Below are 14,134 nucleotides of genomic sequence, written 5' to 3' on the forward strand. Positions count from 1 at the left end.
ATCAGCCCTTCGACGCTTCAGCGCCCTTGGCTTGCGCCGCCGGCGGCAGCTTGACCGCGGCGCCGGGCTTCAGGCTGTCCAGGCGCGAGACGATCACGTGCGCGCCCTGCGCCAGCCCTTCGTGCACTTCGGCGTAGCCTTCTTCCTCGTTGCGCAGGCCGATCTTGACCGGCTGCGCCAGCAGCTTGCCCTGTTCCACCTTGTAGACGATCTGCTGGCCGTCCTTGTCGCTGCGGATGGCGGCCAGCGGCACCACCGGCGCCACCGGCGAACGGTCGGTGACGATGCTGCCTTTGGCGAACATGCCGGCGCGCAGCGCGCTATCCTCGTTCCTGACCGAGATGTAGACCAGCATCGCGCGCGAGCCGGCCTCGGTTGATGGATTGATGCGCGCCACCTTGCCGTGGAAGTCGCGCTGGGCAAAACCATCGACGCGGAACGTCACATCCTGCCCGACTTTCACGCGCGGGATTTCGGAGGCCGGCACCTGCGCTTCCAGCGTCAGCTCGGACAGGTTGACAATGCTGTACACCGGCATGTCCGGCGCCAGCTTTTCGCCGGCCTGGACGTGGCGTTTGCTGATCACGCCGTCGATCGGCGCCTTGATCACGCCATCGTTGAGGGCGATGCGGGCGATGTCCACCATGGCCGCCGCCGACTTCACGGCCGCGCGCGCCAGGTCGACCGTGTTCTGGGTCGAGTCATACGCGTTTTGCGAAATGTATTTCTGCTTGAGCAGGGCCTGGCTGTTGGCTTCGTTCTTGGTAGCCATGGCCAGCCTGGCCTGCGCCTCGTCCAGCATGGCTTGCTGCTGTTGCAGACGCGCGCGCAGATCGGCCTGGTCGATGCGGGCCAGCACCTGGCCGGCGTGCACCGCCATGCCTTCCTGCAGCGTGGTGGCTTCCACCACGCCCGAGACCTTGGACTTGATGGTGGCCGAACTCAGGGGCGCCAGCGAGCCCGACAGGGGCAAGCTGACCGCCAATGAACGGGCGTCAACGGCGGCGATGTCGCCGCTCGACAATTCGAACACGTCTTTCTTGTCCTTGGCCGCCGCTGCGGGGGCTGCGGCGGGCGCTGCCTCCTGCTTGCCGCGCAGGACGGTCCAGCCGCCGCCGGCCAGCGCAATCACGACGAGGGCAATGGCCGGTTTGCGCCAGCGCTGGTTGCGCACGGCAGGCTGGGTGTATGGGGGGAGGGTTTCAAGTTTCATATCGTTTTTCTAATCGGGATTGCGCATGGTGCCACTGTAGGCCGTTGCAAGAGTGACAGCCAGTGAAATGCGATAGGCGGCGAAAAACCGCGCCTGAAATGCAGAAAAACGAGATTGGCGGTGTTTTTAGTGCAAGCGCAGACGGACCAGCACCTGGCCATGGTCGGAAGCGCCCGGCTGCTGAGGCTGCAGGTGCTGGTTCAGGTAGCTGACCTGCAGCACCTCGCCCAGCGCATGGCGCGAGGCCGGGTGGAATTCCTCCGACACCAGCACATGGTCGATGGTGGCGTGGCGTCCGTCGTGGGTGATGGTGTAGCCGCCGTCGCCGCGCTGTTCCTGGCCGGACTGCAGGTGGCGGCAATCGAACAGCTGGCCGTGCAACTCCTCGCCCGGCGCGCAGGCCGCGCCGGCGCCCATGACGATGGTGGTGGTGACCGCGTCGACTGTATCGTTGAAGTCGCCCAGCACCACGCGCGGGCGGCGCTGCACCTTGTCCATCGCGCTCAGCAGGGCGCGCAGCGCCACCGCCTCGGTGCCGCGCCGGATCAGCGAACGCAGATTGGCCTGCGCGTGCAGCATCGGGTCGTCGCCGAGATCGCCGTTGCGGTAGTCGGGCCGTTTGGATTTCAGGTGGATGACGATCACATCGACAATCTGCTGATTGGGCAGCACCACTTGCGCGTGCAGCGGCGCGCGCGCGAAGCGGTCGGCATCGCGGCTGCCTTCGGGCAGGGCCACGCCGTCGGGGAACATGATGTAGGCCTGGGCCGGGGCGGCCAGCGGCAGGCGGCTGATCAGCGCCACTTCCGGCGTCAGGCGCGGCGCGCCGGTGAGCGGATCGGGCGGCGGCTCGAAGCCGGCCAGGGTGGCGTCGCGGTAGCGCTGGCTGCGGGCCAGCACGTCGCGCAGGGCGGCCAGCGAGAAAATTTCCTGCAGGCCGATCACATCGGCGTCCAGCGCATCCAGCTGCTGCGCGGTCCAGGCGACTTTCGCTTCATACTCGGCCTCGGTCAGGGGCGCCAGATTGTCGTACAATTTCGCCCCAGGCTGGGAAAGATTGCATACATTGAAAGTGGCAAAGCGAATTTCCTGCTGCATAATGGACAACTCCCCCAGATCACATCATGGCTAAAAAAGAGCATATCTCCGAAACCCCAGCCACCCAGATGCTGCGCAAGCACAAGGTGGCGTTCACCGAGCACCCGTATGACTACGAGGAGCACGGCGGCACCGGCGTGTCCTCGCGCGAGCTGGGCGTCGACGAGCACCACGTGGTCAAGACGCTGGTGATGCAGGACGAAGCCGCTAAACCTTTAATTGTGCTGATGCATGGCGATTGCAAGGTCTCGACCAAGAATCTCGCCCGCAACATCGGCTGCAAGTCCGTTGAACCGTGCAAGCCGGAGGTGGCCTCGCGCCACAGCGGCTATATGATCGGCGGGACCTCGCCATTCGGCACCCGGAAAAGCATGCCGGTGTATGTGGAGGATAGCATCCTTGCGCTGGAAACGATTTATATCAATGGCGGCAGGCGCGGTTATCTGGTCGGCATCAAGCCGCAGGTGCTGACCGAGCTGCTCCATGCGAAGGCGGTGCACTGCGCGCTGGCCGAGTAGGGCGCGGCAGTGTATATTCTTCGGCTGCCCGTGTGGCCATAACAAGAATTTGAGGAAAAGATGAATACAGTTTGGATGACCGTGGCCGCTTACCTGATCGGCTCGATCTCGTTTGCCGTTGTCAGCAGCAAGTTGTTCGGCCTGGCCGATCCCCGCACCTATGGCTCGAAAAATCCCGGTGCCACCAATGTGTTGCGAGGCGGCAACAAGGGCGCGGCCATCGCCACCCTGATTGGCGATGCGTTCAAGGGCTGGATCGCGGTGTGGCTGGCGATCCGTTTCCAGCAGCAACTGCAGATTGGCGACGCCACCATCGCACTGGTGGCGATTGCGGTCTTCCTCGGCCACCTGTGGCCGGTGTTCTTCCGTTTCGTCGGCGGCAAGGGCGTGGCGACCGCGGCCGGCGTGCTGCTGGGCTTGAATCCGTGGCTGGGCGTCGCCACCTTGGTGACCTGGCTGGCGGTGGCATTCGCCTTCCGCTACTCGTCGCTGGCGGCGTTGGTGGCGGCGGTGTTTGCCCCGTTCTATTATGGATTATTGTTTGGCGTGGAGCCGCAGCTGGCGGCCGTGGCGGCCATGAGCGCGCTGCTGGTGTTCCGCCATTCGAAAAATATCTCCAACCTGATCGCGGGCAAGGAGAGCCGCATCGGCAGCAAAGCGAAAGGCAAGTGAAAAAATGGCAACTCCCCTGAAAATTGATTTCGTCTCGGACGTCTCCTGCCCGTGGTGCGCCATCGGCCTGAGTTCGCTGGACAAGGCGCTGGCCGCCATCGGTGACGAAGCCGAAGTGAGCATCCACTTCCAGCCCTTCGAGCTGAACGCCAGCATGCCGCCGGAAGGCCAGGACATTACCGAGCACCTGACCGAGAAATACGGCTCGACCGCCGAGCAGCAGCAACAGGCGCGCGAGATGATCCGCGCGCGCGGCGCCGAAGTCGGCTTCGATTTCGCCATGGACAAGCGCGGCCGCATCTACAACACCTTTGACGCCCACCGCCTGCTGCACTGGGCCGGCCTGCAGGGCAAGCAGAAGGAACTGAAACAGGCGCTGTTCAAGGCATACTTCACGCAAGGCCTGGACCCGAGCGCGCATGAGGTGCTGATCTACCTGGCCGGTGAAGTCGGGCTGGACAAGGAGGCGGCGCGCCAGGTGCTGCATTCCGGCGAATACGGTCCGGAAGTGCGCGAGGCCGAGCAATTCTTCCAGCGCCACGGCATCAACTCGGTGCCGGCGGTGATCATCAACGAGCGCCACCTGATTTCCGGCGGTCAGCCGGCGGCGGTGTTCGAGCGCGCGCTGCGCGAGATTATGGCCAAGGCATAAAAAGTGCGGGGGCGCATGCTCCCGCCGCTCTTGTTTTGCTATAAACTCCTTGGGAAAAAAGATAAGACTGTTGTCACGCTACTCAGGGAGGCCCATGCTGGCCGTAGAAAAAGTTCACACGCTGCATATTGCTCGTCCCCAGGCGGACCAATTCCGGCTCGCCGCGCTGCACCGTTATCACATCCTCGATACCCCCGCCTGCGAAGATTTCAGCTTCCTGACCGAGCTGGCCGCCAAAGTGTGCGAAGTGCCTTACGCCTTCATCTCGCTGGTCGACGCCGACCGCGTGTGGATCAAATCCTGTTCCGGCATGCAGATCGGCGCACTGCCGCGCGGCGAGAGCTACTGCTCGCTGGCCGTGCTGGGCGAGGCCGCCACCGAAATCCCCGACCTGAGCGCCGACCCGCGCACCGCCCACATGGCCCTGACCGTGGGCGCGCCGCACATGCGCATGTACAGCAGCGTGGCGCTGACCTCGTCGGACGGCCACGCCATCGGCACCTTGTGCGTGATGGACAGCCGGCCGGGCCGCCTGAGCGACGACCAGCGCGCCACCCTGGTCAAGCTGGCGCGCCAGGTCATGGCGCTGATCGAACTGCGCGCCAATGAGCGCAGCCTGGAAGCGGCGGTGCGCGAGCTGGAGCTGCTGGCCACCACCGACGAGCTGACCGGCCTGCACAACCGCCGCGCGCTGCTGCACCGCCTGAAATTTGAAGTGGCGCGGTCGCGCCGTTTCCGTGCGCCGCTGTCGGCGCTGATGATCGACATCGATCACTTCAAGAAAATCAACGATGAACATGGCCACGTGGTCGGCGACCAGGTGCTGGCCAATGTCGGGCGCCTGCTGCGCGAGAGCGTGCGCGTGATCGATATGCCTTGCCGCTACGGCGGCGAGGAGTTATGCGTGGTGCTGCCGAATACCCCGGTGGATGGCGCCTGCAAGCTGGCCGAGACCCTGCGCGCGAAGATCGCGGCGCAGCTGCACACGGCCGGCGAGCGCCAGTTCCAGATCACGGCCAGCGTTGGCGTGGGCTCGTTCAATCATATGGAAATCGACGATGCGGAAGGCTTGCTGAAACAGGCCGATGATGCGCTGTACCGCGCCAAGCGCAATGGCCGCAATCGCGTGGAGTGCGGATCCGATTAAGAGGAGAGCGGTTATGCCTACTGCCAGCTGGAACGGTGTCGTCATCGCGCAGGCGGATGATGACGAAGTCGAAATCGTCGAGAACAACGTCTACTTTCCGCCATCGAGCGTGAAGCGGGAATATCTGCAGCCCAGCAGCCACACCTCGCGCTGCCCGTGGAAAGGCCTGGCCAGCTACTACTCGCTGAACGTGAACGGCAAGATCAACGAGAACGCCGCGTGGTACTACCCGGAGCCTTCTGAAAAAGCCGCGCAGATCAAAGACCATGTCGCCTTCTGGCGCGGCGTCGAGGTGCAGCGCTAGTTGGACAACCTCACCCACAGCATCATCGGCTTTGGCGTTGGCGAAGTGGTGCACCGCAGCCTGCCTGCGGAAGCCGACACGCTGGCGCAGCGGGTGCGGCATCGGCTGTTGCTGGTGTCGTGCGCGCTGGCCAGTAATTTCCCCGACCTCGACCTGTTCCTGACCAGGCTGTTGCCTGATCCCCTCGGCTATCTGCTCAACCACCGTGGCCACACGCATACGGCGTTGTGGGCCGTGCCGCAGGCCTTGCTGCTGGCGGCTGTGCTATGGCTATGCTGGCCCTCTGCGCGCGCCCTGCTGCGCGCCAGCCGGGCGGCGCGGCGAGGGCTGGCGCTTAGCGTCGGTGTGGGCTTCGCGCTGCATCTGGGAATGGACTACACCAATTCGTACGGCGTGCATCCGTGGTATCCGTTCGACGGGCGCTGGTTCTATGGCGACATGGTGTTTATCATTGAACCCCTGTTCTGGGTGGCGATCGGCGTGCCGATGGCGCTCATCATGCGCTGGCGGTCCTTGCGCGTGGCGGGCTTGCTGGCCTTGTTCGCGGCGCTGGTGGCGTTTGCGGCGCGCGGCTATCTCGGCTGGACCTCGTTCGCGGTGTTGCTGCTGATCGCTGCTGTTTGCGGTGCGGCGCAGTGGCGCGCGGGCGGGCAGGGGCGCGGCGGCCTGCTGCTGGCGCTGGGCGTCAGCGCCGGCTTCATCGCGGTGCAGGGCATGGCCTCGCACGCGGGCAGGGCGCAGATTACGGCGGACTTGCGGCGCAGCGATCCATCGTCGCGCGTACTGGATGTGGCGATGACGGCGTTCCCCTCGCAGCCGCTGTGCTGGGCCTATGTCAGCATCGAAAGCAATGGCACGCAATACCGCTTGCGGCGTGGCGTCGCGCGGCTGGCCGATGTGGCGTGCCCCGCGGGCCTGAGCGAGCAAACACAGACAGTGAGCGGCAGCGTGGCTGAACTGCGCGCACTGAAGTCCGCCAATTGCCAGGTCGACGCCTGGCTGCGCTTTGGCCGCATGCCGATACTGACAAACGGCACATTGTCCGACTACCGCTTCGCGAGCACACCGCGCGGCAACTTCACCACCTTACGCATCGCCCCCGCCGTCGCTTGCCCGCAAGACATCCCCAACTGGGGCTATCCCCGCGCCGATTTATTCGGGGTCAGCTCTGACATTCGGACATTGGGGAACTAATCAAACTCATTTTAGTTCCCCAATGTCCGAATGTCAGAGCTGACCCCGAAGTTTAGGCGGCTTGTTTCAGCACGTCGTCGTGGTCGGTGGAGAGGGCGACGTCCAGCCAGGCGGCCATCTCTTTTTCAACGAACTGGTTTTTGGCGCGCACGCGCTGGACGGTGTCGGAACCGAGTTGCAGGCGCACCGGCGGGGTGGCGCTGTCGGCCAGCTGCAGCAGGGCGCTGGCCAGTTTGACCGGGTCGCCGGGCTGGGCGTGGTTGACGTCTGCCGCGAAGTCACGCATCGCGCCGACGGTGGCGGCGTAGGAGGCAATGCGGTCGCGCGTTGCCACCAGCGACGTCGCGTCAAGGAAGTCGGTGCGGAAGAAGCCCGGTTCCACCACGGTCACTTTGATGCCCAGCGGTTCCAGCTCGCTCGCCATCGCTTCGCTCAGGCCTTCCACCGCAAACTTGGTCGAGCCGTACACGCCCCAGCCGGCATACGAGGAGTAGCCGCCCACCGACGAGATGTTGATCACGTGGCCGCTGCCTTGCCTGCGCATCACCGGCAGCACCGCACGGCTGACGTTCAGCAAGCCGAATACGTTGGTTTCGTACAGCGCCCGCACTTCTTCGGCGTTGGCTTCTTCCACCGCGCCCAGCAAGCCGTAGCCGGCGTTGTTGACCAGGATGTCGATGCGGCCGAAGCGCGCCACCGCCTGCTGCGCGGCGACCACGGCTTGCGCTTCCAGTTTCACGTCCAGGCGCAGCGCCAGCAGGTTGGGATGTTCGCCCAGCGCCGCGATCACGGCCTGCGGGTCGCGTGCGGTGGCGACGACGAAGTCGCCGCGTTTCAGCGCCTGTTGCGCCGTCAGTACGCCAAAGCCACGCGAGGCACCGGTGATGAACCATACTTTTTTCATGATGACTTTCCTTTCGAGGTGAGTTGATGGAGCCCAGTTTAGGTACTTGTAACCTGCTACACTAGCCATAGGAAAGCTGTTTGATTTTCATCTATTGGTTGATAATATGGATAAAGCCCGGGTCATCAGTCTGTTCATCGGCGTGGTACGCGCCCGAAGTTTCAGCCAGGCGGCGGTGGATGCCGGCCTGACGCCGCAAGCGGTCAGCAAGGCGGTGCGCCAGCTGGAGGAGCATTTGGGCGTGCGGCTGTTCCACCGCACCACGCGCAGTCTCAGCCTGACTGACGACGGCGCCCGGCTGTTTGAACTGGCCAACCCGGGCCTGCGTCTGCTGGACGAGGCGCTGGATCAGATCCAGAGCAGCCGGCTGGAGGTGGACGGCCTGATCCGCGTGGCCGCGCCCATGTCGATCGGCACCGCCATCATTGTGCCGCTGCTGCAGGAGTTTCAGCAGCGCTATCCCGGCGCGCATTTCGATATGCAGCTGGACGATCATTTCATCGATCTGGTGGAAAACAAGATCGATGTCGGCTTCCGCGCCGGCAGCCCGCCGGAGCGCAATCTCATCTCGCGCAAGCTGGGAGAGCTCACGCTGCTGACCTGCGCCGCGCCGTCCTATCTCGAACGCCACGGCACGCCAAAACGGGTGGCCGATCTGACCGGGCACCGCTGCACCGGTTTCCGCCAACCCAATACCGGCCGTCTGCTGCCGTGGGAATTCCATGTCGACGGCGCCACGGTGTATCAGGATGTGCCGGTGGTGGCCAGCTTCAATACGGTGGAAGGGGAGCTGACGGCGGTGCTGCACGGCGTGGGCATCGGCCAGATGCCGGTCTTTATGATCGAGCGCGAGCTGGCCAGCGGCGCGCTGGTGCCGCTGCTGACGCCGACCATTACCGCCAATAACGGGGTTTTCATGTATTACCAGCAACGAACCCAGATGCCGCTGCGGGTGCGGCATTTCATCGATTTCGCCTCCGAGCGGGCGCCTGTCCGGTTACAGGCGCAGCGCAAGGCTGTCAATGCCGCCAAGGGAAGATAAGCCAGTTTAAGGTGCGTGTGTGCACGGTTTCGGCGCCTCATGCGTTGTATCGTGTGGCTACTTCGCCACAAAAGCGCCTAGAATCAAGCTGTATAGGCTGCTTTCTGCCTATTTGGTTGGCACAACAATTGCATTGCCCTCCAGAAAGGACGATGATCGATTTACATGGAGGCTGTTATGAATACCGTAACTGATAAAGATAACAAAACCGCAGTACATCACGAATCGCCGGCCGATGAGCATCGCCTGCGCAGCGAACGCATTGCCGCCCGCGGCGTCAGCCTGGGCAGCGGCAAGGCCAAATACCTGATCCCGCTGGTCGGTCTGGCCGTGCTGGCCGGTATGGCGTTCGCGTCGAATTAAACGACCTTGAGCTCGTCCAGCGGCCAGCGCGGCCGCACGTTGAACGAGTAATCCTTTTTCGCCGCGTCCGGGTTGATCATCAAACGCATCGCCCCGGCGAAGGCGATCATGGCGCCGTTATCGGTGCAAAACTCCAGTTCCGGGTAATAGACCTTGAACTTTTTCCTGGCTGCCGCCGCGTTCAGCGAGGCGCGCAGCTGCGCGTTGGCGCCCACGCCGCCGGCGATCACCAGCCGTTTCAGACCGGTGTGCCTGATCGCGGAGACGCATTTCGCGGTCAGCACGTCGACGATGGCGTCAACGAAGCCGCGCGCGATGTTGGCCTTGTCCTGCTCGCAGATATTGGCGACGACTTTTTCCTCGTGGTTCTTCACCACCGTCAGTACCGCCGTTTTCAGGCCGGAGAAGCTGAAGTTGAAATCCTTGGTGTGCTTCATCGGGCGCGGCAACTGGTAGGCATCCGGATCGCCAAATTCAGCCAGGCGCGAGATGGCCGGGCCGCCCGGGTAGCCCAGGCCCAGCAGCTTGGCCGACTTGTCGAAGGCTTCGCCGGCGGCGTCGTCCAGCGTTTCGCCCAGCAGGGTGTACTGGCCGACGCCATCCACCCGCATCAGCTGGGTGTGGCCGCCCGAGACCAGCAGGGCGATGAAGGGGAATTCCGGCGGCTGCGAGGCCAGCAGCGGCGACAGCAGATGGCCTTCCAGGTGGTGCACGCCCAGCACCGGCTTGTCCAGCGCCAGGCCGAGGCTGCATGCCACCGACGAACCGACCAGCAGCGCGCCGGCCAGGCCCGGTCCCTGGGTGTAGGCGATGGCGTCGATGTCCTGCGGTGTTTTGCCGGCTTTTTCCAGCGTCTGCGTCAGCAGCGGGATGGCGCGGCGGATGTGGTCGCGCGAAGCCAGTTCCGGCACCACGCCGCCGTATTCCTCGTGCATGGCCACCTGCGAGTGCAGGGCATGGGACAGCAGGCCGTGTTGCGTGTCGTACAACGCCAGGCCGGTTTCGTCGCAGGAGGATTCAACGCCAAGAACGATCATGGAAGCAGCAGATTTCAAAAGGGGAATCCGCCATTGTAATGGAAAGTGCGTGCAAGCATGCACCAGCGCAGTTCCGGCCTGCACCCGCAGGGTGCGGATTTTTGCCAAATGGTCAGGATTTCGATGGCATCGCTTTTGCTAGAACAGGGCCGGGAGGGTGGGCCATGGACAGGCAATGGAAGCTGGTATGCAAATTGAAGGATGTGCCGCTGGGCGGCGGTGTGCGCCTGGTGCCGCGCGGGCTGGCGTGGCAGGAACTGCCGGGGGTGGCGCTGTTCCGCACCGGCGAGGAAAGCGTGCACGCGGTGCTCGACTGCGATAGCGCGCGGCGGTATTCGGTCAAGGTGGAGGGCATGAAGGTCTATCTCGACCTGGAGGAACTGAGTGCGCCCGCCAGCCCGGCCGAAGCGGCGCTGGCGGGGCGGTCTGGCGTGGCCACCAGCATGGTGGCCTACAGCTATTAATCCAAGGCGCGCGTGCCGGTGTGCGGCTCAGGGACGGTTCTGCAGCTGCTGGTGGGCGTCGCGCAGCATCTTTTCGGTGGTGTCCCAGTCGATGCAGCCGTCGGTGACCGAGCAGCCATACACCAGCTGGCTCAGGTCGGCCGGGATCTTCTGGTTGCCGCCCACGATGTTGGATTCGATCATCACGCCCACCAGCGACTTGTTGCCCTGCACGATCTGGTGGATGACGTCGGCCATCACCAGCGGTTGCAGCTCTGGCTTCTTGTAGCTGTTGGCGTGCGAGCAGTCCACCACCAGATTGGCCGGCAGCTTGGCCTTGGCCAGCGACTGCTCGGCAATCGCGATCGACACCGAGTCGTAGTTCGGACGACCGTCGCCGCCGCGCAGCACCACGTGGCCATAGGCGTTGCCGCGGGTGCGCACGATCGACACATTGCCTTGCGCGTTGATGCCGAGGAAGGAGTGCGGATGCGCCGACGACAAAATCGCGTTGATGGCGATGCCGATATCGCCATCGGTGCCGTTCTTGAAGCCGACCGGGGTCGACAGGCCGGACGACATTTCGCGGTGGGTCTGCGATTCCGTGGTGCGGGCGCCGATGGCGGTCCAGGCGATCAGGTCGCCCAGATATTGCGGCGAGATCGGGTCCAGCGCCTCGGTCGCGGTCGGCAGGCCCAGTTCGCACACGTCCAGCAGGAACTGGCGCGCCTTTTCCATGCCGACGTTGACGCGGAACGAGTCATCCATGTCCGGATCGTTGATATAGCCCTTCCAGCCGGTGGTGGTGCGCGGCTTTTCGAAATACACGCGCATCACCAGCAGCATGGTGTCGGCCACTTCGGCCTGCAGCGCCTTCAGCCGGCGTGCATAGTCCAGGCCGGCTACCGGATCGTGAATCGAGCAGGGGCCGACCACCACGAACAGGCGCTGGTCCTTGCGGTCGATGATGTTGCGCAGGGCTTCGCGGCCCTTCATCACGGTCTCGGAGGCGGCGTCGGTCAGCGGCAGCTTGCTGTGCAAGGCTTCCGGCGACGGCATCGGCGCAAACGAGGTGACGTTGACGTTTTCAATGTCTGGGGAAATCATGATCTTTACACTGGTTTCATTTTCGGGAGCCAGATAGTGTAGCCGAAATGCGCCGTAGTGGTTTAAGCTGCTGCCATGACTACAACATTCGACCCATTCCCGGCCGCGCGTTTCATCAAAGAAATCGGGCGCGGCAAGAACGGCGCCCGCAGCATGACGCGCGATGACGCCCACGATCTTTATGAAGCCATGCTGAATGGCCGCGTCTCCGATCTGGAGCTGGGCGGCATCCTGCTGTCGATGCGCATCAAGGGCGAGTCGGTGGAGGAGATTGCCGGTTTCCTCGACGCGGCCGAGGCCAGCTTCGAACCGTTCAATGCGCCGCCCGGCCAGTTCGCGCCGGTGGTGATCCCGACCTATAACGGTGCCCGCAAGATGGCCAATCTGACGCCGTTGCTGGCCATGCTGCTGGCGCGCGAAGGCGTGCCGGTGCTGGTGCACGGCGTGGCGACCGATCTGGGCCGGGTGGCCACGGCGGAGGTGTTTGCCGAGCTGGGCGTGGTGGCGGCGCGCCATCGTTCGGAAGCGGAGGAGGCCATGTCGCAGGGCAAGCCGGCCTTCATCACCATCGAGACCATGGCGCCCAAGCTGGCGCATATGCTGTCGTTGCGGCGCATTCTTGGCGTGCGCAATTCGACCCACACGCTGGTCAAGATCATGCAGCCGTTTGCTGGTCCGGCCTTGCGGCTGGTGTCGTACACGCACCCGGAGTATCTGGAGATGCTGGGCGAGTATTTCACCACCGCCGCCCTGCACGAGCGCGGCGATGCGTTCCTGATGCGCGGCACGGAAGGCGAGACGGTGGCCAACGCCAACAAGGCGCAGCAGATCGACTGGTTCCATGGCGGGCTGCGGACCACGCTGGTGCCCAAGCAGACGCTGGTGGGCGAGCTGCCGCTGCTGCCGGAGGATAAGAGCGCGGCGGCCACCGCGGGATGGATACAGTCGGTGCTGAACGGTGAGGTGGCGGTGCCGCCGCCGATCGCGGAACAGGTGGCGCAATGCCTGCTGGTTTCGCGCACCGTGGCCTCGCGCCAGCATGTCAGCGAGCCGATAGCGTAAAATCTCGCCCCTTTGGCGTCACACGTCATTCCGGCGAAGGCCGGAATCCATAGAATGCCTGCTCAGCATGGATTCCGGCTTACGCCGGAATGACGGAGCAGCGGTGGCGAATTGAATCTGACGGGAACAACATGGCAAAGTTTGATGTAGCGGTAATCGGCGCGGGCGCGGCCGGGATGATGTGCGCGGCCACGGCCGCCCAGCGCGGCCTGCGCGTGGTGCTGATCGACCACGCCGCCAAGCTGGCCGAGAAAATCCGCATCTCGGGCGGCGGCCGCTGCAACTTCACCAACATCAACGCCGGCCCGGCCAACTTCCTGTCGGAAAACCCGCACTTCTGCAAAAGCGCCTTGTCGCGCTACACCCCGCAGGACTTCCTCGCGCTGGTGAAGAAACACCGCATCGGCTATCACGAAAAGCACAAAGGCCAGCTGTTCTGCGATGACTCCGCCGAACAGATCATTGACATGTTGAAAGACGAATGTGCCGCCGGCGATGTCCACTGGCGCATGCCGTGCAAGGTCGAATCGCTGGCGCAGACCGCCGAAGGCTTCGTGCTGGAAACCGACAGCGGCACCATCGAAGCGCCCAGCGTGGTGATCGCCACCGGCGGCCTGTCGATCCCGAAAATCGGCGCCACCGATTTCGGCTACCGCATCGCCAGACAATTCAACCTGCGCATGGTCGAGCCGCGCCCGGCGCTGGTGCCGCTGACCTTCGACCCGCAACAGTGGGCGCCGTTCGTGGAAATGGCCGGCATCGCGCTGGAAGTCGACGTGGAAACCGGCGCGCTGAAAGGCCGCAATCCGGGCGGCGCGCGCTTCCGCGAAGATTTGCTGTTCACTCACCGCGGCCTGTCCGGCCCGGCGATCCTGCAGATTTCCTCCTACTGGCAGCCGGGCACGCCGATCGTGATCAACCTGCTGCCGGAACTGGATCTGGCCGCTACGCTGATCGAAGGCAAGAACACCATCAAGAAACAGCTGGGCAACGTGCTGTCGCAGTGGCTGCCGGCGCGCCTGGCGGAAGGCTTGCTGCTGGCCCATGGTTTCGCCCTGGACGCCCGCCTGGCCGACATGCCCGACGCCCAGCTGCGCAAGCTGGGCGCCGCCATCAACCAGTGGAGCCTGACGCCCAATGGTTCCGAAGGCTACAAGAAGGCCGAAGTCACGCGAGGCGGCGTCGATACCCGCGAACTGTCGCAGCAAACCATGATGGCGACCAGGGTGCCTGGCTTGTATTTCATCGGTGAAACAGTGGATGTGACGGGGTGGCTGGGAGGCTACAACTTCCAGTGGGCATGGGCTTCCGGTGTGGCGGCTGGGCAAGCGGTTTGATATACTGGCAGTCTGCACGTTGTTGTTTTTCCTATGAAAGC

Annotated in this window: 16 protein-coding genes; 11 read left to right on the forward strand and 5 right to left on the reverse strand. The window is 64.1% G+C overall.

From position 1 onward, the window contains the following. Position 1: 1 nt before the first annotated feature. Positions 2-1,213, reverse strand: a complete 1,212-nt coding sequence (locus tag ABDW57_RS03205) for an efflux RND transporter periplasmic adaptor subunit (RefSeq protein ID WP_343728757.1) — start codon at positions 1,211-1,213, stop codon at positions 2-4. Between the two features lie 126 nt (positions 1,214-1,339). Next, a complete protein-coding gene (locus ABDW57_RS03210) occupies positions 1,340-2,311 on the reverse strand; it encodes an endonuclease/exonuclease/phosphatase family protein (protein ID WP_343728758.1) in 972 nt (323 codons plus the stop codon). Between the two features lie 26 nt (positions 2,312-2,337). Here ABDW57_RS03210 and ybaK point away from each other — a divergent pair, with 26 nt between their 5' ends. The 6 genes from ybaK to ABDW57_RS03240 all read left to right on the forward strand — a co-directional run bounded on the left by ybaK (position 2,338) and on the right by ABDW57_RS03240 (position 6,798). Further along, positions 2,338-2,829: a Cys-tRNA(Pro) deacylase gene (gene ybaK / locus ABDW57_RS03215; protein ID WP_343728759.1), complete on the forward strand. Its 492-nt coding sequence runs from the start codon at positions 2,338-2,340 to the stop codon at positions 2,827-2,829. Positions 2,830-2,889: 60 nt separating this feature from the next. Further along, on the forward strand, positions 2,890-3,501 hold the full coding sequence (plsY, locus tag ABDW57_RS03220) for a glycerol-3-phosphate 1-O-acyltransferase PlsY (protein ID WP_343728760.1): 612 nt from the start codon (positions 2,890-2,892) through the stop codon (positions 3,499-3,501). 4 nt (positions 3,502-3,505) lie between these two features. Further along, entirely contained in the window at positions 3,506-4,153 is a 648-nt protein-coding gene (locus ABDW57_RS03225; RefSeq protein WP_343728761.1) for a DsbA family oxidoreductase, read from the forward strand. A gap of 94 nt (positions 4,154-4,247) precedes the next feature. Further along, positions 4,248-5,300, forward strand: coding sequence for a sensor domain-containing diguanylate cyclase (locus tag ABDW57_RS03230; protein WP_343728762.1), 1,053 nt, complete (start codon positions 4,248-4,250; stop codon positions 5,298-5,300). Positions 5,301-5,313: 13 nt separating this feature from the next. Continuing rightward, complete coding sequence (locus ABDW57_RS03235) at positions 5,314-5,604, forward strand: DUF427 domain-containing protein (protein WP_343728763.1); 291 nt, start codon at positions 5,314-5,316, stop codon at positions 5,602-5,604. Beyond that, positions 5,605-6,798: a metal-dependent hydrolase gene (locus tag ABDW57_RS03240; RefSeq protein ID WP_343728764.1), complete on the forward strand. Its 1,194-nt coding sequence runs from the start codon at positions 5,605-5,607 to the stop codon at positions 6,796-6,798. A gap of 52 nt (positions 6,799-6,850) precedes the next feature. Here the strand turns inward: ABDW57_RS03240 and ABDW57_RS03245 are convergent, their stop codons facing one another. After that, on the reverse strand, positions 6,851-7,702 hold the full coding sequence (locus ABDW57_RS03245; RefSeq protein ID WP_343728765.1) for an oxidoreductase: 852 nt from the start codon (positions 7,700-7,702) through the stop codon (positions 6,851-6,853). A gap of 106 nt (positions 7,703-7,808) precedes the next feature. On the opposite strand from ABDW57_RS03245, the gene ABDW57_RS03250 reads away from it, so the two are divergent. Both ABDW57_RS03250 and ABDW57_RS03255 read left to right on the forward strand, forming a co-directional pair. Continuing rightward, the gene (locus ABDW57_RS03250) at positions 7,809-8,744 is read left to right on the forward strand and encodes a LysR family transcriptional regulator (RefSeq protein ID WP_343728766.1); all 936 of its coding nucleotides are present in this window, start codon (positions 7,809-7,811) and stop codon (positions 8,742-8,744) included. A 177-nt stretch (positions 8,745-8,921) separates the two neighbouring features. Beyond that, complete coding sequence (locus ABDW57_RS03255) at positions 8,922-9,107, forward strand: hypothetical protein (protein WP_343728767.1); 186 nt, start codon at positions 8,922-8,924, stop codon at positions 9,105-9,107. On the opposite strand, the gene tsaD is transcribed toward ABDW57_RS03255, so the two are convergent. After that, entirely contained in the window at positions 9,104-10,144 is a 1,041-nt protein-coding gene (gene tsaD, locus ABDW57_RS03260; RefSeq protein ID WP_343729108.1) for a tRNA (adenosine(37)-N6)-threonylcarbamoyltransferase complex transferase subunit TsaD, read from the reverse strand. The two genes, ABDW57_RS03255 and tsaD, sit on opposite strands and share 4 nt — an antisense overlap. 164 nt (positions 10,145-10,308) lie before the next feature. On the opposite strand from tsaD, the gene ABDW57_RS03265 reads away from it, so the two are divergent. Further along, the gene (locus ABDW57_RS03265) at positions 10,309-10,608 is read left to right on the forward strand and encodes a hypothetical protein (protein ID WP_343728768.1); all 300 of its coding nucleotides are present in this window, start codon (positions 10,309-10,311) and stop codon (positions 10,606-10,608) included. 27 nt (positions 10,609-10,635) lie between these two features. Here the strand turns inward: ABDW57_RS03265 and ABDW57_RS03270 are convergent, their stop codons facing one another. Next, a complete protein-coding gene (locus ABDW57_RS03270) occupies positions 10,636-11,694 on the reverse strand; it encodes a 3-deoxy-7-phosphoheptulonate synthase (protein ID WP_343728769.1) in 1,059 nt (352 codons plus the stop codon). Between the two features lie 75 nt (positions 11,695-11,769). Between ABDW57_RS03270 and ybiB the strand changes: the two genes are divergently transcribed. After that, a complete protein-coding gene (ybiB, locus tag ABDW57_RS03275; RefSeq protein WP_343728770.1) occupies positions 11,770-12,756 on the forward strand; it encodes a DNA-binding protein YbiB in 987 nt (328 codons plus the stop codon). Positions 12,757-12,887: 131 nt separating this feature from the next. Beyond that, entirely contained in the window at positions 12,888-14,093 is a 1,206-nt protein-coding gene (locus ABDW57_RS03280) for an NAD(P)/FAD-dependent oxidoreductase (RefSeq protein ID WP_343728771.1), read from the forward strand. Positions 14,094-14,134 lie beyond the last annotated feature (41 nt).

Origin of the sequence: Duganella sp., assembly GCF_039595735.1 — a bacterium.
Lineage (GTDB): Bacteria > Pseudomonadota > Gammaproteobacteria > Burkholderiales > Burkholderiaceae_D > Rugamonas.

Excerpts from the sequence above, each read along its gene's own strand:
- ybiB (WP_343728770.1), top strand. The coding sequence starts at position 11,770 with ATGACTACAACATTCGACCCATTCCCGGCCGCGCGTTTCATCAAAGAA.
- ABDW57_RS03280 (WP_343728771.1), top strand. The coding sequence starts at position 12,888 with ATGGCAAAGTTTGATGTAGCGGTAATCGGCGCGGGCGCGGCCGGGATG.
- plsY (WP_343728760.1), top strand. The coding sequence starts at position 2,890 with ATGAATACAGTTTGGATGACCGTGGCCGCTTACCTGATCGGCTCGATC.
- ABDW57_RS03250 (WP_343728766.1), top strand. The coding sequence starts at position 7,809 with ATGGATAAAGCCCGGGTCATCAGTCTGTTCATCGGCGTGGTACGCGCC.
- ABDW57_RS03245 (WP_343728765.1), bottom strand. The coding sequence starts at position 7,702 with ATGAAAAAAGTATGGTTCATCACCGGTGCCTCGCGTGGCTTTGGCGTA.
- ABDW57_RS03265 (WP_343728768.1), top strand. The coding sequence starts at position 10,309 with ATGGACAGGCAATGGAAGCTGGTATGCAAATTGAAGGATGTGCCGCTG.
- ABDW57_RS03270 (WP_343728769.1), bottom strand. The coding sequence starts at position 11,694 with ATGATTTCCCCAGACATTGAAAACGTCAACGTCACCTCGTTTGCGCCG.
- ABDW57_RS03205 (WP_343728757.1), bottom strand. The coding sequence starts at position 1,213 with ATGAAACTTGAAACCCTCCCCCCATACACCCAGCCTGCCGTGCGCAAC.
- ABDW57_RS03210 (WP_343728758.1), bottom strand. The coding sequence starts at position 2,311 with ATGCAGCAGGAAATTCGCTTTGCCACTTTCAATGTATGCAATCTTTCC.
- ABDW57_RS03255 (WP_343728767.1), top strand. The coding sequence starts at position 8,922 with ATGAATACCGTAACTGATAAAGATAACAAAACCGCAGTACATCACGAA.
- tsaD (WP_343729108.1), bottom strand. The coding sequence starts at position 10,144 with ATGATCGTTCTTGGCGTTGAATCCTCCTGCGACGAAACCGGCCTGGCG.
- ABDW57_RS03230 (WP_343728762.1), top strand. The coding sequence starts at position 4,248 with ATGCTGGCCGTAGAAAAAGTTCACACGCTGCATATTGCTCGTCCCCAG.
- ybaK (WP_343728759.1), top strand. The coding sequence starts at position 2,338 with ATGGCTAAAAAAGAGCATATCTCCGAAACCCCAGCCACCCAGATGCTG.
- ABDW57_RS03235 (WP_343728763.1), top strand. The coding sequence starts at position 5,314 with ATGCCTACTGCCAGCTGGAACGGTGTCGTCATCGCGCAGGCGGATGAT.
- ABDW57_RS03225 (WP_343728761.1), top strand. The coding sequence starts at position 3,506 with ATGGCAACTCCCCTGAAAATTGATTTCGTCTCGGACGTCTCCTGCCCG.